Source organism: Halomonas sp. BC1, from assembly GCF_002078135.1.
GTDB lineage: Bacteria > Pseudomonadota > Gammaproteobacteria > Pseudomonadales > Halomonadaceae > Vreelandella > Vreelandella stevensii.
Genome location: NZ_LFGS01000004.1, coordinates 624,120 through 640,302 on the forward strand (window position 1 = coordinate 624,120; position 16,183 = coordinate 640,302).

Consider the following 16,183-nt stretch of genomic DNA (forward strand, 5'->3'; position numbering starts at 1 on the left):
GTGCTGGTGCTGGTGCTGGTGCTGGTGCTGGTGCTGGTGCTGGTGCTGGTGCTGGTGCTGGTGCTGGTGCTGGTGCTGGTGCTGGCAGTAGCTTACCCCAAACAGGCACCCAATCAACCATTGGCTGTGAGCTTCAGCCACGCCAAAAGCCACGCTAGGGCTGCTCTCATTGCGCCCTGCCAATAGCGCTGTTCAGGCCTAAAACGCTGTTTCGCGATTTTGTGTCGTGTCGCGCCCTGACCGTGATTGATTACCGCCTAACCAGTACCTTCCAAAACCAAGACACAACTTGTGTCTAAACACTTTGTGTCTGCATGTTTTTTATTTTGTGTCCTGCATATTTTTATTATTAATTTCATTAACTTAAATCGACTCAGGACACAAAGACACAACGGACACAACCAAAACACAGCGACCCGGTTAAGGCATGCCCACGCCCTGCACAAGCATCAACCAAGTAGCGCCGTGATGCGCCCCAGTGCCATGCACTACCACCAGAGGTTTTGCCCCTTTGAAGCTCTCCAAGGGTTTTAGGTATATAGGGGGTGCTGGCGGTCTCGTACCCAGCCGGGGGGCAGGTCAAAAGTTCAGAACCCTATGGCTCTAGACCGATACGCCCCCCTTGCTTGTTTAAGCGGGGAAAATGGCAGGGGGGTATATCAAAGGGTTGAGTGCCGTAAAGCTGCACTTGAATGCACATAGAAAATGGATGGACGTTATCACTAAGGGCGCTTAGCCAGAACACGCCAGCGCTTCTTTTCTGGAGGCAAACGCGGGGGTGGGCATTCAGGCTTCAAGGATAGGAAAACACGCCAGTTCTATACCCGGCATATACCCAACGAAAAAGGCCACCCTTAGGGGTGGCCTTTTAATGTCTCTAACGCTTTGCTTTTAAACCACTTTTAGTGGTGCCGACACCAGGAGTCGAACCCGGGACCTACTGATTACAAGTCAGTTGCTCTACCAACTGAGCTATGTCGGCGCGTCGCGTTTTCTTGAGAATTTGATTGGCTTGCCGTTAAGCTAGCCAATCAACAAGAAATCTTGTTGGCAATGGCTGGGGTACCAGGATTCGAACCTGGGAATGCCGATACCAAAAACCGGTGCCTTACCACTTGGCGATACCCCAACGTTGTGGTGGCCAGAGACGGAATCGAACCGCCGACACGGGGATTTTCAATCCCCTGCTCTACCAACTGAGCTATCTGGCCCTTGCCAACGGTGCGTATTAAACCAAAAGCTTCTGTTTTCGTCAACACCTTTGTGAAACTTTCTTTCTCGTCACATGCTTAGGGCACATTGGGCCGCGTGAGCCACGGCCACACCTGCGCCCTTTGCGGGTAACGGCGGTACCCTGGCGGGGGCTTATGCCTGGCTGGGGGGCACGTACCCTTCGGCTTGGTCGGTGGCTTCGTTGTTCAGGAAGCGTTCCATCTGCTCCATCAGGTAGGCGCGTGCTTCGGGGTCGAGCATGTTCAAGTGCTTTTCATTGATCAGGCGGGTTTGCAGGGCCTGCCACTCTTGCCAGGCGGGCTGTGACACCGTGGCCTGTATTTCCTGGCCCTGCTTGCCGGGCAGCGGGGGGAAAGGTAGCGCGGGCAGCTCTTTTTGGTACTTGCGGCAAAAAACGGTGTTGCTCATGGAATAGCTCCTGGGCGGATGCTTAATGAAAATCGTGCCAGTCGTCAGCGCGCTGGCCCCGGTGCCGGGTCCAGGTTAAACGGCGCCAGCTGGCTCAGCAGCGATTTGACGGGTGCCGCCAAGCCTAACGCAGGTGGCTGGTGAACGTCATACCATAGGCCATTTTCGCGCACTCCGGTGAGCCGTTCACAGCTCACCGGCTGCGGGGTGATCAAAAGCTTGAAGTGGCTGAAGGTATGCGTAAAGGCGGGCAGCGGCGCCAGGCGCCGGGCGGCGACGACATTATCCTCCAGCCAGTGGTTCAGCTCGCCGTGGCGCTCAAACTGCGGCAGGCTCCAGAGCCCGCCCCACAGGCCGCTGGGCGGGCGTTGTTCCAGCCACACGCGCCCCTGGGGGTCCTGCAGCATCAGCATGAGGGTTTCACGGGTGGGGGTAACTTTTTTGGGCTTCGATTCCGGGAAGCGCTGCGGTTCGCCCTGGGCGTAGGCGCGGCATACGTCATTGAACGGGCAGATGGGGCAATCAGGCTTGCTGCGTTTGCACAGCGTGGCGCCAAAATCCATCACCGCCTGGGTGTAGTCGGCCAACCGCGTGGTGGGGGTGAAGTACTCGGCCAGCGCCCACAGGGAGCGCTCTACCGCAGGCTGGCCGGGCCAGCCCGCCACGGCGTGCAGCCGTGTCAGCGAACGCTTGACGTTGCCATCCAGAATGGCGGCCTGCTGGCCGGTGCTTTGGGCAATGATCGCCCCGGCAGTGGAACGGCCGATGCCGGGCAGCGTCATCAGCATATCGACGCTCTGGGTGGGCAGCTCGCCGCCATGCTCGGCCAGCGCCAGCTGGGCCGCCTTGTGCAGGTTGCGGGCGCGGGCGTAGTAGCCCAGCCCTGTCCAGAGGTGCAGCACTTCATCCTGAGGGGCGCAGGCCAGGGCCTCCAGCGTGGGGAAGCGCTCCATGAAACGTTCGAAGTAGGGGATTACCGTGGCCACCTGGGTTTGCTGCAGCATGATTTCCGACACCCAGACGCGGTAGGCGCTGCGGGGTGACTGCCAGGGCAGGTCGTGGCGGCCATACTGGTCGAACCAGCGCAGTAGACGGTGTTGAAACTCATCGGCCGCCAGGCACGGCGTAGGCATCTCGGCCATGGTCACTCCTGAAGTGCTTGCCATGAAAAAAGCGCCGGCGGTAAGGCCGGCGCATGCAGGGGGTGGTGCCTCCTTCTCCATAAGAAGGCAGGCGTATCAATTGAACAGGCGGCGAATACCTTCGCGCAGCTCCTGGCCCGCGCCCTCGCCCAGGCGCTCGTCGATGCGCTCGATGGTGGTGCCCAGGCGCTCTTCGAGCTCTTCTTCCAGATGGCCGCCCGCTTCAATGCGCAGCAAATCCACCACGCTGGCCTGGAACGCGGTGCGATCGAAGCGGCACCATTCGGCTTTATCATCCCCCAGGCGGCCTTCACAGCGGATGGGCAGCGGCAGCTGCTCCAGGCGCGGGTTCACTTGGCAGGCGGCGTCGGCGGTATCGACAAGGCGTGCATTGGCCAGCGTCATGAAGTCCTGAGAGGTCAGGTTGAGCTCGCCCTCGCCTTGCACTTCGATACCCGGCAGAGTGATCGACAAGTCATCGCTGTGCACGACGCCGTTGCGTACCTGGAACGTGGCGTCGAAGCGCTCGAAGCGCGTATCGGGATGCCACTCACGGGTGGTGCCCTGGCCTTCCAGCAGCGCCGCCAGCTCGCACATCTCACGGGAGATATTGGTACGCAGGATAGCGCCTTCGTTCAGCCGGGCATCCAGCTCGCCGTTGAGGTTGCTGAGCAGCACCTGACGGCTGTTGCCTTGGGTCGTCAAGCTGCCTTCCAGATTGAAGCGGCCGCGCAGTGGGGCCTCTTCGTCACTGAAGGTTTCGATCAACGGGGCCACTTGCACATTGCTGATACGCGGCGCGAACTGCCAGGTCATCACGCTGTCGGTGGCGTCCAGCGCGCCGGTGGCGTTGAGTTCGCCGCCATAGAAACGCGATTCGAAACCGGTCAGGCGATGGTTGCCCTCGTCACCGCGCAGCGCCAGCTGGGTGTCGTTGAAGGTCATGCCCGCTAGCTGCAGCTCGCCGACGCTGAGATCCCCCTGCAGGGTCAGGCCGCTGAGCCACTCCTGGGGCAGCAGGGTTTCTTCGACCTGGGCAAAGGCGCTGCGCAGCAGGCCCCGGCTGGCTTGCTCGGGGGCAGCAGGCCGCGGCAGGTAGTGGTCCAGGTTGAGCTGGTCACCGTCCAGATTGAAGCTCAATTGGCTGCCATCCAGAGTAGCACTCACGTCGCCGGTAAAGGTGCTGTCATCGATGACCAACGAGAGGCGTGGCAAGGCGATGCGCGAGAGATCACCTTCGACTGGGCTGGTCAGAGCCACGTCGCTCAGCGCCGCTTCGCTGGTGGTATTGAGCGTTGCGCCAGTGCGCGAGATCCAGGGCCGCAGGGTAAAGGGGGCTGCGGTGAGCTGGCCGCTGTACTGGGGCGCTTCCAGCAGCTGTTCGAGGTTGAGGTGGCCGCTGACCCGCAGGCCATCCGGCCCGGTCAGTTGCAGGTCCTTCAACTGGGCGGTCTGAGCGGCCAGGTCGCCTTCCAAGCCGAATGCCAGCGAAAGGGCCAGGCTTCCCTGCCAGTTGTCGGCATGGCGCAGGCCGGCATCCAGCACGCCCTGGCGAATGCTGAGCTGCTGCTCGCCCATGCGCGCCACGATTTCAGCCGCTTTCAGGCTGAGCTGCTGGGGCTCGCTGTTGGCGCCTGGGCGGGTCTGCGTGGTGAGCTGGGTATTCTCCAGAGTGATCTGCTCATCCTGCAGGCCAAGGCGCAGGCGAGTTTCCAGGTTGACCTCGCTGGTCATGTCCGGCGTGCGCTCCAGCACTTCGGCATCCAGGCGGTTGTGCCGGGAGAGCGTGAACATGGCCTTGAGCGGGAAGGAGCGCACTGGGTTGACGTTGGTACCCGAAATGTTCAGCGGCTGTACCCGCCACAGGGCCTGGCTCTGTTCATCGCGGTAGCGAATATCCGCCCCTTTGACTTCTACGCTGGCGATGTTCAGCACCACCGAGAGGTTGCCCGCATCGGCATTGGGGCCTGCACTGGCCGGTGCCAGCACGGTTTCGGCGGACTCGTTGCTGTGTTCGGAGAGGCGCTCCAGCAGCGGCTCCCAGTTGCCCTCGCCTTCAGCGTTTTTCACCAGATTCAGGCGCATGCCGTCGAGCGTCAGGCCATCCACGGCGATTTCACCCCGTAGCAGCGGCGCGAAGGCCACGCTCACCTCGGCCCGGTTGATCGCCGCGAAAGCAGACTCGTCCACCGACTGTTCGGGCAGCCAGGCACGGGCCTGCTCGACGCTGACACCGATACGCGGGTAGAACGACCAGCTGATCGGGCCTTCCAGCGCCAGATTGAGCCCTGTCTGCTCTTCCACCACGGCGGTCAGCCGGGGCTTGAAGTCTTCCGGGTCCAGAAAGGTGGTGACGTAGACCACGGCAGCGACGGCGGCGATGGCAAGAATGCCGATGGCCGCCAGTAAAATACGGAGTAGCTGTTTCATTAACCTTTCCCTTGGGGGTCTAGCTCTACAAAATCACTGGTGGCCGGGAGGCCCGGTTCCGTTGGCTCGGCATCGGCGATAGGCCGATAGCCCAATTTGGATAGCAGCACGCGGTCGGCCAGCGGCAGCGTGGTGGTGGCAATACGCAGTACACGGCCCTCTTCCTTGGCCTGCTCGCCCATCAGCGCCATCAGCCGTGAGCCCACGCCACGCCGCCGCGTGGTCTTGCGCACGCACAGCTCGGATAGCCACCAGGCGCGGTCATCGCCCTCCTGCACCGCCACGGCTCCCAGCAGGCGGTCGTTGAACAGGGCGCAGGCAAACACGTGCTGCCCTTGTAAATGCTGCTCTATGAAGGGTAAAACCCTGGTGGTCGGCATGCGCTCTTGCGGTGCGTCTTCATAGATACGCACGAGGTCGATACGCACTTGCTCATCGGCGTCCCATCGGGCCTGGTCGACGTATTGCAGTGTCACCGGCATGGTGAAATCCTCGTTGCCAATGCAGCCAGGCTGCTGTTTGAGCGCCGCAATGGGCGGCGACATTTCACGCATTGTAGCGGATGGGGGGGCCGATTCTCTATAATGCTTGTTTTGGCCGCAGCCGCCGCCCGCCGATTATTCCTCAGAGTGCGCCTCGGCGCAGGAGATGCAACATGTCAGCGCGTATTGCCACGGTTAGCCGTGACACCAACGAAACGCAGATCACGGTCAGCGTCAACCTTGATGGTGAAGGCCATCTTCGCTGCCAGACGGGCGTTCCGTTTTTGGACCATATGCTTGACCAGGTGGCTCGGCACGGAATGGTCGACCTCGATATCGACGCCAAGGGCGACCTGCATATCGACGACCATCACACCGTCGAAGACCTGGGCATCACCCTGGGCCAGGCCTTTCATGAGGCGATTGGCGACAAGCGCGGCATTTACCGTTACGGCCACGCCTACGTGCCGCTGGACGAAGCGCTCTCACGGGTGGTCATCGATTTCTCCGGGCGTCCCGGCCTCTTCATGAACGTGGAATTTACCCGCGATACCATCGGCAGCATGGACACCCAGCTGTTCTGGGAATTCTTCCAGGGCTTCGTGAACCATGCGCGGGTGACGCTGCACATCGACAACATCAAGGGCTTCAACGCCCACCATCAGGCAGAAACCATCTTCAAGGCCTTTGGCCGCGCCCTGCGCATGGCCGTGTCGGAAGACCCCCGCATGGCCGGGCAGATGCCCTCCACCAAAGGGTGCCTGTAATGCCTAACGCAGCGATCAGCCATCGCTCGATGACCTCGACAAGGAGCGCTTCATGACCATTGCCGTGATTGATTATGGAATGGGCAACCTGCACTCGGTCGCCAAGGCGCTCGAACACGTCACCCATGAGAACGTGATCATTACCCGTGATCCCCGGCGCATTCTGGGCGCGACCCGCGTGGTGCTACCTGGCCAGGGGGCCATCCGCGACTGCGTGGGCGAGTTGGAGCGTACCGAGCTGCGCGGGCTGGTGGAGGAGATTCTGACCCGCCAGGCCAAGCCGCTGCTGGGTATCTGCGTGGGTCAGCAAATGCTGATGGAGCGCAGCGAAGAGAATGGCGGCGTGGACTGCCTGGGCTTCTTCCAGGGCAGCGTCGACCGCTTCCCGGCGGATATGCGCGATGCCCAGGAGCAGCGTTTGAAAGTGCCGCACATGGGCTGGAACCTGGTCGCCCAGCATCATGACCACCCGCTGTGGGCCGGCATCGATGACCGCGAACACTTCTATTTCGTGCACAGCTACTACGTGAATGCCGCCGACGATGCCCAGGTATTCGGCACGACGGACTACGGTCGCGTCAGCGCCCACGTGGCGATTGGCCGCGATGCCACCTTCGCGGTGCAGTTTCACCCGGAAAAAAGCTCCCGCGCAGGCCTTCGCCTGCTGGAAAATTTTGTCACCTGGACGCCCTGAGAGGTTTCACTATGTTGGTAATTCCCGCGATTGATCTCAAAGACGGCCAGTGTGTGCGCTTGAAGCAGGGCCGCATGGACGAAGCCACTTCCTACGGCGACGACCCGGTGGCCATGGCCGCGCGCTGGGTAGAAGCCGGTGCGCGTCGCTTGCATCTGGTGGACCTGAACGGCGCTTTCGAAGGCAAACCGGTCAATGGCGACGCGGTGACGGCCATTGCCCGCGCCTACCCGAACCTGCCCATTCAGATCGGCGGTGGCATCCGCTCGGCGGACACCATCGAGCACTACCTGAACGCCGGGGTCTCTTACGTGATCATCGGTACCAAGGCGGTCAAGGAGCCGGAATTCGTCGGTGAAATGTGCCGCGCCTTCCCGGGCCACATCATCGTGGGCCTGGATGCCAAGGATGGCTTCGTGGCCACCGACGGCTGGGCTGAGGTATCCACCGTGAAGGCCACCGAGCTTGCCAAGCGCTTCGCCAACGATGGCGTCTCCAGCATCGTCTACACCGACATCGCCCGCGATGGCATGATGCAGGGCGTGAACGTGGAAGCCACCGCGGCGTTGGCCCGCGAAGGCGGCCTGCCGGTGATCGCCTCGGGCGGCGTCACCAACCTGGATGACATTCGCGCGCTGTGCGACGTGGCCGACAGCGGCATTCTGGGGGCGATTACCGGACGCGCCATCTACGAAGGCAGCCTGGATGTCGCCGAAGCCCAGCGCCTGAGCGACGAGCTGAGCGGAGGCCGTGCATGAGCCTGGCCAAGCGCATTATTCCCTGCCTGGACGTCGATGCCGGGCGCGTGGTGAAGGGCGTGAACTTCGTCGGTATCCGCGATGCCGGTGACCCGGTGGAGATCGCCCAGCGCTACAACCAGCAAGGCGCCGACGAAATCACCTTCCTCGACATCACCGCCAGCCACGAAGACCGCGCCACCACCGTGGACATGGTCGAGCGGATTGCTGGCGAGGTGTTCATCCCGCTGACCGTGGGGGGCGGTATTCGCACCTGCGACGATATTCGCACCATGCTCAACGCGGGTGCCGACAAGGTGTCGATCAACACCGCCGCCGTGACCAACCCGGAGTTCGTGCGGGAAGCCGCCGACCGGTTTGGCAGCCAGTGCATCGTGGTGGCCATCGACGCCAAGAAGGTTTCTCAGGAGGGCGAACCCGACCGCTGGGAAATCTTCACCCACGGCGGGCGCCGCCCGACGGGCCTGGATGCCGTCGAGTGGGCCAGGAAAATGGTCGAGTTCGGCGCAGGCGAGCTACTGCTGACCAGCATGGACCGCGACGGCACCAAAATCGGGTTCGATCTGGGCGTGACCCACGCCATTTCCGAGGCCGTCAGCGTGCCGGTGATTGCCTCGGGCGGCGTCGGCAATCTGGACCATCTGGTGGACGGCGTATTGAAAGGCGGTGCGGATGCGGTATTGGCGGCCAGCATTTTCCATTTTGGCGAGCACACGATTCCCGAGGCCAAGCGTTACATGGCCGAGCGCGGCATCGAGATGCGCCTTTAGGAGAGTGACATGCCGCGTGCCTGCACCTGGTTAGGTGGCCTGGCAATGATTTGGCTGAGCGCATCTGCCGCGGCCTTTTCTATGCCTGACGGGCCACCGGCCTTTGAGCTGGACCACACGCTGGTGCAAACCAGCCTGTTGACTCGACACTTCAGCCCCGACCCGGAGCACACCAACCAGCAGGATCTGGTGAGTGTCGAGCTGCACAACCCTGACCGCTGGCTGGCGGGTGCCGCCTGGTTCAAGAACTCCTTCGACCAGCCCACCTGGTACTTCTACGCTGGGCGGGAGTTTCCGCTGGGGCAGCTGGGCGACAACATCAACGTGCGCGCCAAGCTCACCGGCGGGCTGCTGCGGGGCTATAAGGATGAGTTCCGCGACAAGATTCCTTTCAACCGCTACGAAATCGCCCCCGCCCTTCTGCCCAGCGTGGGCATTCAGTGGGGGCGCGTCGAGTCGGACCTGATCGTGTTCGGCACGGCGGGCATGATGATCACGGCGGGGGTCCGTTTTTAAGGCCGTTCGTTCGCAAGACCCAAGGGCGGCTACTCGTCGCCCTCTTCCAGCGAAAGCCCCAAGTTGCTGATGCCGCTGTTGCGCCCCAGCAGGCGAATCTCTTTTAGCGCCGCTTTGGTGAGCGGCTCGCTGACGGCTTCCAGCACCGCATCCTGAAAGTCGTTTTCATCGGCCATCAGCGGGTGGTCGCGGATGATCAGCGCCAGCGCCTGTGCATCCACCTCTCCCTCGGTCAGCTCGATGAATGCCCGCACTCCTGCCCGGGAGGTGCGGCTCACGTCCAGCACCGCTTCCGGCGACTCACCCTGCAAGGTATCCAGCAGCGCCGAGATCGAGACCACGGCGTCCAGCGCGCGGCGCGCCCCGAAACTGTCATCGTTGGCCGGTGGCTCGCACTCCGCCAGCTTTTCCGCCTGACGGGCAAAGTCGATACTGGCATTGGGCACGCTCAAGCGCTCCCACACCAGGCTCAGCACGGTACGCAGGGTATGCCCATCACCGTGGCCTGTGGTTTGCTCGTAGAGGGCGTAGTTGGGTAGCAGCCGCTCGCACAAGGCCGCCATGAAGGCTTGCTGGGCGGGCAGCGGCAGCAGTTGCAGACGCTGATAGAATCCTGTGGGTTTTGCCACCATGCTGATGTCCTGGGTCACTGTGTTGATGAAGAGGGTATTGATGAAACGGTATTGATAAACGGTATTGGTGAAGTGGACGCGATACGTTATCGTCCCACACTCGCGGCGGGCAAGCTCCGCCGCGCTTGATGTGTGCGGCCGGCGAGGAGATTACTATGCATATTCATCTGCTACAGCACGGCCCTGACCATGGACCCGCCCGCCTGCAAGACTGGCTGGAGAGCATGGGCCATAGTTACACCGTTTTTCATCTATACGCAGGGGAGCTGACCCCGCGCCCTGGCGAGTGCGACGCGCTCATCGTGCTGAGCGGCCCTGACGCGCTGTTCAGCGCCCCGCCCGCTTGGCAAAAGGCAGAGCGCAAGCTCATCCACCGCTACCTCGATGGCCAAAAACCCGTCATGGGCATTGGCCTGGGGGCGCTATGGATCGCCGAAGCCCTGGGCGCCGTCATCGCCCCCGGCACCTACCCCGAAACGGGCTGGCACCCTGTCACCCTGGCGCCAGAGAGCACCTTTGACCTGCCCGAGCAGTTCGATGCCTTCATGTGGCATCGCCTGGTATTTAGCCTGCCTGACGGCGCGCTGCCCCTGGGCGGCAGTGCGGCGGCACCGCTCCAGGGGTTCAGTTGGGATGCTGGTCGCGTGGTGGCGCTGCTATGCCATCTCGAAATGACCCAGGCCAGCGCGGCTTCCTTGCTGAATGCCGAGGCGCTCCCCACGGCCAGGAGCCCTTCCGCCGGGCGCTTCCTGCAAACCGGCGATCAGATACAGGCAGATCCCAAGCGCTTTCAGCGTCTGGCGCCGTTGCTGGACCGGGTCATGACCCAGTGGCTCAAAAGCCTCTGATGCGTATCGGCCGCCGCTAGGCACTCCACTGCCGAGCGGCGGCCAGGCAGCTTTCCCAGTCCCCTACGTGCAGTTCGGGCGGCCGGTGGCTCTGCTGCTTCTCCAGGTGGTAACGATAGAGCGGGTCGTAATACTCGGTGAGCAGCGGGGCCAGCCACGCCTCGTGAGCCTGGACGTCGCCCGCCTCGTGGGCACGAAACGCCATGGCCTGCAGCCGCTGCAAGCGCTGTAGCCGTGCATGCCCCAGCCGCTTGGCCAGCCGTTCCAGGGCGCTTGCGAGCTGTCGCTGCATGCGCTGACGCCCCTCATCGGGGCCAAAGCGGGCCGTATAGCCTCTCTCCAGCGCTTCGATATAGTCCCGGCGCAGCTGGTCCAACCGCCAGTCCAGCGGCATTTCAATACGGATGCGCGGCGCTTGTTGCAGTGCCTGCCATAGCGGCAGCGGGATATTGGCATTGCCGATCTGCCGCGACTCGTCCTCCATCACCAGCTTGCCTGGCTGGCCAATCAGCCGCTGGGCCAGCGCATGCTCAAAATCGATCTGCGTGGCGGGCTCCTCCGGCTGACGCCCAAACGCGGAACCCTTGTGTTGGGCGCACGCCTCCAGGTCGATGCCATTGGGCAACTGGTTGATCAACGGCGTCTTGGCGCAGCCCGTCAGGCCAGACACCACCAGCAGCGGCTGGTGGGCGGCCTCGTCGATGCGCTGGCAGAGCTTTTGCCGCAGTGCTTTCCAGCCACCTTCGATGCGGGGCCGCAGCAGGCCCGCCTCGGCCAGCCACTGCTGGCTGATTTGGGAGCGCAACCCGCCACGGTAGCAGTAGAACAGTGCATCCGGATAACGCGCCAGGTGAGCCTGCCAGGCCAGCACCCGGGACTGTTTCACCGCACCGCTGACCAGCCGTTCACCCAGCGCAATCGCCGCCTGCTGGCCCTGCTGTTTATAGGCAATGCCAACCTGGCGGCGCTCTTCATCGTCCATCAGCGGCAGGTTCACCGCTCCCGGCAGGCTGCCTTGGGCGAACTCCACCGGCGCACGCACATCGATCAAGGGCGTATTACGCGCCACCAGCTCCAAAGAAGCAGGCAGCGTGGGCAGCGTCATCCGACCACCTGGATCACGGCGCTGCCCTTGGCAGGCTGCATCTCGCCAAACGGTTCCAGCGTGACGCCGTGCTCGCGACCTATGCGCTCCACGTCGTCCTGCCAGGCGGGATCGACACTCAGCAGCAGCCCTCCCGAGGTTTGAGGGTCGCATAGCCACTGCCAGTGGGCTTCGTCCATGGCGGGCAAGGCGCTGCCCAGCGCCTGCTGATTGCGCTGGGTACCACCGGGAACGGCTCCTTGGCGGCGGTAGCCTTCGGCCTCCGCCAGGCGCGGCAAGCGGCGAAAGTCCACGTGGGCCTTCACGCCACTGGCGCTGCACATTTCCGCCAGATGACCTGCCAACCCGAAGCCGGTCACGTCGGTCATGGCATTCACTCCTTTGACACCGGCCAACGCGACGCCAATGGTGTTGGGCTTGAGCATGGTTTCACGGGCAAGTCCCTGGTGCCCTGCTTCCAGCAGGCCGCGCTTTTCGGCAGTGGTCAATAGCCCCACGCCCAACGGCTTGGTGAGATACAGCAGGTCACCGGGCTTGGCCTGGCTATTGAGCTTTAGCTGGTCAAGCGACACCAGGCCATTGACGGCCAGGCCAAAGATCGGCTCTGGAGCATCGATGGAGTGCCCGCCCGCCAGCGCAATGCCCAACTCGCGGCATACCGCCTGCGCTCCGGCCACGACGTCTCCGGCTATTTCGGGCGCGAGCTTGTCGAGTGGCCAGCCCAGAATGCCCAGCGCCATCACCGGCGTGCCGCCCATGGCGTAGACATCACTGATGGCGTTGGTGGCCGCAATGCGTCCAAAATCGAAGGGGTCATCGACGATGGGCATGAAGAAATCAGTGGTGGCAATCATGCCCCGCCCATCGCCCAGGTCGTACACCGCGGCGTCTTCTCGCCCCTGGTTGCCCACGATCAGGCGCTGATGCCCCGCGGCGGGGCCCGCCTTGGCCAGAATGCCGTCCAGCACGTCTGGGGCAATCTTGCAGCCGCAGCCCGCTCCATGGCTGTACTGGGTCAATCGAATCGAACTCATGGTGACTCTCCTTTGCTGTGCTCGGGGCTGGCGTTTCTGCTATCCAGCATAGTCCATGTCACAACGCCTCAAGGGCATCGCTAAGCTTGTCGACCGGGATGACTTCCATGCCCTTGGGCGACTGCTTTGGCGCATTGGCGCGCGGCACGATGGCGCGCAAAAAGCCATGCTTGGCCGCCTCGGTAATACGCTCCTGCCCGCTGGGCACGGGGCGAATCTCGCCGGAAAGCCCCACTTCGCCAAACACGACCAGCTCCTTGGGCAGCGCACGGTTTTGCAGGCTCGACACTACCGCCAGCAGCACCGCCAAGTCGGCACTGGTTTCCAGCACCTTGACCCCGCCCACCACGTTCAAGAACACGTCCTGGTCACCGGTGAACAGCCCACCATGCCGGTTCAATACCGCCAGCAGCATGGCCAAGCGGTTCTGATCGACCCCAACGGCGACCCGGCGCGGGTTCCCCAAGGCTGACTCATCGACCAGCGCCTGCACTTCCACCAGTATCGGCCGCGTGCCTTCCCATACCACCATCACCAGGCTGCCGGGAGCCTGCTCTTCCTGGCGCGACAGGAAGATGGCACTGGGGTTTTTCACTTCCTTCAAGCCCTGCTCCAGCATGGCGAACACGCCCAGCTCGTTCACCGCGCCGAAGCGGTTCTTCTGGCCACGCAGGGTGCGAAAACGCGAGTCCGCCCCGCCCTCCAGCAGCAGCGAGGCATCGATCATGTGCTCGAGCACCTTGGGGCCTGCCAGGGTGCCATCCTTGGTGACATGCCCCACCAGCAGCAGGACGGTGTTCGTCTGCTTGGCAAAGCGGGTCAGCGCTGCGGCAGACTCGCGCACCTGCGCCACGCCGCCGGGCGCCGAGCTGATATCCTCCAGGTGCATGGTCTGAATGGAGTCGATGACCAGAATCTCGGGCTTTTCACGCTCGGCAACGGCCAGAATGGTCTCGACGCTGGTTTCCGCCAACATTTTCAAGCCGTTGGTGGGAAGCTGCAGGCGATGCGCTCGCATGGCGACCTGGGAAAGCGACTCCTCGCCGGTCACATAGAGGATGCGGCGTTGCTGAGCCAGCTTGCAGGCCGTTTGCAGCAGCAGCGTCGACTTGCCTGCCCCGGGGTTGCCGCCCAGCAGCACGGCCGAGCCCGGTACCAGGCCGCCTCCCAATACACGGTCGAACTCGGCAAAGGTGGAGGTCAACCGTGGCACTTCGCTGAGGTCGACGTTACTGAGGTCCACGACTTCCTTCGAGAGGTTGCCCGCATAGCCAGCGCGCCCGGTCGCCGTCGTTCCGCTGCCAGGCCGCGAACTGGTCAACCGGATCTCACTGAGCGTATTCCACTCCTGACAGCTGGTGCACTGCCCCTGCCACTTGCGATACTCGGCACCACACTCGGTACACACAAAGGCGCTCTTTGCTTTTGCCAACGCTAGCCGCTCCTGTCTCGCATGACTGTACTTGCCACTGTTGTTGCGACGGTTGTAACGAACGTCATTGCTACTTTTTCACCACCGCCAGACATACAAAAGGCGGCCAATGGCCGCCTTGATGCGATGCGCTCAGCGATTACTGGCGACGCAGTTGCAGCATCTCGCCGTTTTCAAAGCGACGACGCTCCGGGTCGATCAGCTCGAGCGTACGCTCGTCGATCCGCTGGAAGTAGTAGATCTGGCCGTCACCGTCCGGTGTCAGTTCGTAGACCGTCGCGTCGGGGTCGGCAGGCGTACCCGTCAGCACTTCCCAGTTACCAGCGTAGTTTTCATCGGGCGGTGTCTGGGGGTGGTTGCGGTAAGTCGCATTCAAGGTAAAGGTACGCTCTTCCGGAGCGGCCATTTCTTCACCCTGCATGGTCACATCCAGGTCAATGCCGTCACAGTTACGGCAGGGCAGAGTACCCTGATAGTTAGCCTGTGAGGCGCTCATGCCTGCGTCGTCGCGCTGATCCGTCGGGCCAGCTGCGCAGCCCGCCAGCAGTGCCAACATAGCCGAACCGGCTAGCAAACTCCTGAATTGCATTGGGTGTCTCCTTATGGTGTTGGACATACATTTCTTTCGCGCGCTTATGACAGCATAACCGCTACAAGGTGCGACGCCCACCCCTTCACAGGAGAAGTATGGGCCGAATCGCGGCCAATGGGAATGCTTGCGCTCTTGCGGCCATCAGGCGACCATGGGGATATTCACATCCGCACAATCAGGTTACCCCCATGAGCCAATACTGGAGCCCTGCCGTCAGGGATCTTACCCCGTATATTCCCGGCGAGCAGCCCCGCGAGCGCGTGATCAAGCTCAACACCAACGAGAACCCCTACCCCCCGGCTCCTGGTGTCAGCCAGGCGCTGGCCCAATACCCTACCGATCATTTACGGCTCTACCCCGACCCTACCTCTCTGGCGCTGCGTGAAACCCTGGCCAGCCGCTACGGCGTCAGCGTCGCGGAAACCTTCGTGGGCAACGGCTCCGATGAAGTCCTGGCCTTCGCATTTCAGGCGTTTTTTTGCCAAGGGGCACCTCTCGATGTACCCAGCATCACCTACAGTTTCTATCCGGTATATGCCAACCTTTACGGCGTAGAGCTGCGCAAGCATCCCTTGAATGCCCAGTGGGAAGTGGATATGGATGCGTTAGCCAGCGCGGGAGAGCGAAGCGGCGTTATCTTTGCCAACCCCAACGCCCCTACGGGCCATGCCCACCCGCTGGAGGCTATCGAGGCACTTCTGCAGAAAGTCACCGACCGCGTGGTGCTGGTGGATGAGGCGTACGTGGATTTCGGCGCTGACAGCGCCGTGTCGCTGATTAGCCGCTACCCGAACCTGCTGGTCACGGGCACATTCTCCAAGTCACGTAGCCTGGCAGGATTGAGGCTGGGCTATGCGATTGGCTCCAGCGAGCTGATTGAAGGCCTGCAGCGGGTCAAGGACTCCTTCAACTCTTACCCCGTAGATAGCCTGGCCAGCCTGGTGGGCATCGAAGCCCTGAAGGATACCGAACACTTCGACGCATGCCGCAATAACGTGATCGCCACCCGGGAGCGCACCCGCCAGCGCCTGGAGCGGCTTGGATTCGAGGTATTGCCTTCCAAGGCCAACTTCCTGTTCGCCCAGCACCCTCACCATGAAGGCGCTCAGCTCTTCGCTGGCCTGCGTGAGCGCGGCATTCTGGTCAGGCACTTCAACACCGAGGTGCTGAACAACTTTCTACGCATTACCATCGGCACGGACGACGAAATGGACAGCTTTATCGAAGCCATGGAAACGCTCTGCGCCTGACGATGCTCACACCCAGCCTTTGGCTGGGTGTTTCGACGTATGCAACGCACAGCAAAAAGCCCCGAACACAGAGTGCTCGGGGCTTTTTGC

The 16,183-nt window shown here is 62.4% G+C and carries 17 protein-coding genes and 3 tRNA genes; 8 read left to right on the plus strand and 12 right to left on the minus strand.

Going from position 1 to position 16,183, the window contains the following annotated elements; translation table 11 throughout:
• On the plus strand, positions 1 to 186 hold a 186-nt coding region (locus B7L72_RS18485; protein ID WP_176212829.1), incomplete at its 5' end, for a hypothetical protein.
• Positions 187 to 906: 720 nt separating this feature from the next.
• On the opposite strand, the gene B7L72_RS04455 is transcribed toward B7L72_RS18485, so the two are convergent.
• From B7L72_RS04455 to B7L72_RS04485, 7 genes are all read right to left on the minus strand, one after another.
• Positions 907 to 982: transfer RNA gene (locus B7L72_RS04455), tRNA-Thr, on the minus strand.
• Positions 983 to 1,054: 72 nt separating this feature from the next.
• Positions 1,055 to 1,129, minus strand: a tRNA-Gln gene (locus B7L72_RS04460).
• A 6-nt stretch (positions 1,130 to 1,135) separates the two neighbouring features.
• A tRNA-Phe gene (locus B7L72_RS04465) sits at positions 1,136 to 1,211 on the minus strand.
• Positions 1,212 to 1,365: 154 nt separating this feature from the next.
• Positions 1,366 to 1,641 carry an oxidative damage protection protein gene (locus B7L72_RS04470; protein ID WP_039182763.1) on the minus strand — a complete coding sequence of 92 codons (276 nt, stop codon included), beginning with the start codon at positions 1,639 to 1,641 and terminating at the stop codon, positions 1,366 to 1,368.
• Between the two features lie 44 nt (positions 1,642 to 1,685).
• Entirely contained in the window at positions 1,686 to 2,783 is a 1,098-nt protein-coding gene (mutY, locus tag B7L72_RS04475; protein WP_081192793.1) for an A/G-specific adenine glycosylase, read from the minus strand.
• Positions 2,784 to 2,879: 96 nt separating this feature from the next.
• A complete protein-coding gene (locus B7L72_RS04480) occupies positions 2,880 to 5,213 on the minus strand; it encodes an AsmA family protein (RefSeq protein ID WP_081192795.1) in 2,334 nt (777 codons plus the stop codon).
• A complete protein-coding gene (locus tag B7L72_RS04485) occupies positions 5,213 to 5,695 on the minus strand; it encodes an acetyl-CoA sensor PanZ family protein (protein WP_026001972.1) in 483 nt (160 codons plus the stop codon). The genes B7L72_RS04480 and B7L72_RS04485 overlap by 1 nt, the downstream gene beginning before the upstream one ends.
• A gap of 173 nt (positions 5,696 to 5,868) precedes the next feature.
• Between B7L72_RS04485 and hisB the strand changes: the two genes are divergently transcribed.
• Genes hisB through B7L72_RS04510 form a run of 5 tightly spaced genes read left to right on the plus strand, consistent with a single transcriptional unit; the run spans position 5,869 to position 9,200 of the window.
• Complete coding sequence (gene hisB / locus B7L72_RS04490; RefSeq protein ID WP_016916064.1) at positions 5,869 to 6,462, plus strand: imidazoleglycerol-phosphate dehydratase HisB; 594 nt, start codon at positions 5,869 to 5,871, stop codon at positions 6,460 to 6,462.
• Positions 6,463 to 6,514: 52 nt separating this feature from the next.
• On the plus strand, positions 6,515 to 7,156 hold the full coding sequence (hisH, locus tag B7L72_RS04495) for an imidazole glycerol phosphate synthase subunit HisH (protein WP_016916063.1): 642 nt from the start codon (positions 6,515 to 6,517) through the stop codon (positions 7,154 to 7,156).
• An 11-nt stretch (positions 7,157 to 7,167) separates the two neighbouring features.
• Positions 7,168 to 7,914, plus strand: coding sequence for a 1-(5-phosphoribosyl)-5-[(5-phosphoribosylamino)methylideneamino]imidazole-4-carboxamide isomerase (gene hisA / locus B7L72_RS04500; RefSeq protein WP_016916062.1), 747 nt, complete (start codon positions 7,168 to 7,170; stop codon positions 7,912 to 7,914).
• Positions 7,911 to 8,684, plus strand: coding sequence for an imidazole glycerol phosphate synthase subunit HisF (gene hisF / locus B7L72_RS04505; RefSeq protein ID WP_081136412.1), 774 nt, complete (start codon positions 7,911 to 7,913; stop codon positions 8,682 to 8,684). Before hisA ends, hisF begins: the two co-directional genes overlap by 4 nt.
• 9 nt (positions 8,685 to 8,693) lie before the next feature.
• The gene (locus tag B7L72_RS04510) at positions 8,694 to 9,200 is read left to right on the plus strand and encodes a hypothetical protein (RefSeq protein WP_081192797.1); all 507 of its coding nucleotides are present in this window, start codon (positions 8,694 to 8,696) and stop codon (positions 9,198 to 9,200) included.
• Between the two features lie 29 nt (positions 9,201 to 9,229).
• Here the strand turns inward: B7L72_RS04510 and B7L72_RS04515 are convergent, their stop codons facing one another.
• Positions 9,230 to 9,832 carry a YjaG family protein gene (locus B7L72_RS04515; protein ID WP_016916059.1) on the minus strand — a complete coding sequence of 201 codons (603 nt, stop codon included), beginning with the start codon at positions 9,830 to 9,832 and terminating at the stop codon, positions 9,230 to 9,232.
• Positions 9,833 to 9,987: 155 nt separating this feature from the next.
• Between B7L72_RS04515 and B7L72_RS04520 the strand changes: the two genes are divergently transcribed.
• On the plus strand, positions 9,988 to 10,680 hold the full coding sequence (locus B7L72_RS04520; protein WP_016916058.1) for a type 1 glutamine amidotransferase: 693 nt from the start codon (positions 9,988 to 9,990) through the stop codon (positions 10,678 to 10,680).
• Positions 10,681 to 10,696: 16 nt separating this feature from the next.
• Here B7L72_RS04520 and mnmH read toward each other — a convergent pair whose 3' ends face one another.
• From mnmH to B7L72_RS04540, 4 genes are all read right to left on the minus strand, one after another.
• Positions 10,697 to 11,785, minus strand: coding sequence for a tRNA 2-selenouridine(34) synthase MnmH (mnmH, locus tag B7L72_RS04525; RefSeq protein ID WP_081192799.1), 1,089 nt, complete (start codon positions 11,783 to 11,785; stop codon positions 10,697 to 10,699).
• Complete coding sequence (selD, locus tag B7L72_RS04530; RefSeq protein WP_081192801.1) at positions 11,782 to 12,819, minus strand: selenide, water dikinase SelD; 1,038 nt, start codon at positions 12,817 to 12,819, stop codon at positions 11,782 to 11,784. Before selD ends, mnmH begins: the two co-directional genes overlap by 4 nt.
• Positions 12,820 to 12,877: 58 nt before the next feature.
• Complete coding sequence (gene radA, locus B7L72_RS04535; protein WP_081192803.1) at positions 12,878 to 14,251, minus strand: DNA repair protein RadA; 1,374 nt, start codon at positions 14,249 to 14,251, stop codon at positions 12,878 to 12,880.
• Between the two features lie 139 nt (positions 14,252 to 14,390).
• Positions 14,391 to 14,840 carry a copper resistance protein NlpE N-terminal domain-containing protein gene (locus B7L72_RS04540; RefSeq protein WP_026001970.1) on the minus strand — a complete coding sequence of 150 codons (450 nt, stop codon included), beginning with the start codon at positions 14,838 to 14,840 and terminating at the stop codon, positions 14,391 to 14,393.
• A gap of 191 nt (positions 14,841 to 15,031) precedes the next feature.
• Here B7L72_RS04540 and hisC point away from each other — a divergent pair, with 191 nt between their 5' ends.
• Positions 15,032 to 16,093 (plus strand): histidinol-phosphate transaminase, encoded by a 1,062-nt coding sequence (gene hisC, locus B7L72_RS04545; protein WP_081192805.1) that lies wholly within the window; start codon positions 15,032 to 15,034, stop codon positions 16,091 to 16,093.
• Positions 16,094 to 16,183: the final 90 nt, after the last annotated feature.

Bases quoted from the DNA above. Each gene is read 5' to 3' on its own strand.
- B7L72_RS04540 (WP_026001970.1), bottom strand. From the start codon at position 14,840: ATGCAATTCAGGAGTTTGCTAGCCGGTTCGGCTATGTTGGCACTGCTG.
- selD (WP_081192801.1), bottom strand. From the start codon at position 12,819: ATGAGTTCGATTCGATTGACCCAGTACAGCCATGGAGCGGGCTGCGGC.
- hisH (WP_016916063.1), top strand. From the start codon at position 6,515: ATGACCATTGCCGTGATTGATTATGGAATGGGCAACCTGCACTCGGTC.
- B7L72_RS04485 (WP_026001972.1), bottom strand. From the start codon at position 5,695: ATGCCGGTGACACTGCAATACGTCGACCAGGCCCGATGGGACGCCGAT.
- hisF (WP_081136412.1), top strand. From the start codon at position 7,911: ATGAGCCTGGCCAAGCGCATTATTCCCTGCCTGGACGTCGATGCCGGG.
- hisC (WP_081192805.1), top strand. From the start codon at position 15,032: ATGAGCCAATACTGGAGCCCTGCCGTCAGGGATCTTACCCCGTATATT.
- B7L72_RS04510 (WP_081192797.1), top strand. From the start codon at position 8,694: ATGCCGCGTGCCTGCACCTGGTTAGGTGGCCTGGCAATGATTTGGCTG.
- hisB (WP_016916064.1), top strand. From the start codon at position 5,869: ATGTCAGCGCGTATTGCCACGGTTAGCCGTGACACCAACGAAACGCAG.
- mutY (WP_081192793.1), bottom strand. From the start codon at position 2,783: ATGGCCGAGATGCCTACGCCGTGCCTGGCGGCCGATGAGTTTCAACAC.
- hisA (WP_016916062.1), top strand. From the start codon at position 7,168: ATGTTGGTAATTCCCGCGATTGATCTCAAAGACGGCCAGTGTGTGCGC.
- B7L72_RS04480 (WP_081192795.1), bottom strand. From the start codon at position 5,213: ATGAAACAGCTACTCCGTATTTTACTGGCGGCCATCGGCATTCTTGCC.
- B7L72_RS04470 (WP_039182763.1), bottom strand. From the start codon at position 1,641: ATGAGCAACACCGTTTTTTGCCGCAAGTACCAAAAAGAGCTGCCCGCG.
- mnmH (WP_081192799.1), bottom strand. From the start codon at position 11,785: ATGACGCTGCCCACGCTGCCTGCTTCTTTGGAGCTGGTGGCGCGTAAT.
- B7L72_RS04515 (WP_016916059.1), bottom strand. From the start codon at position 9,832: ATGGTGGCAAAACCCACAGGATTCTATCAGCGTCTGCAACTGCTGCCG.
- B7L72_RS04520 (WP_016916058.1), top strand. From the start codon at position 9,988: ATGCATATTCATCTGCTACAGCACGGCCCTGACCATGGACCCGCCCGC.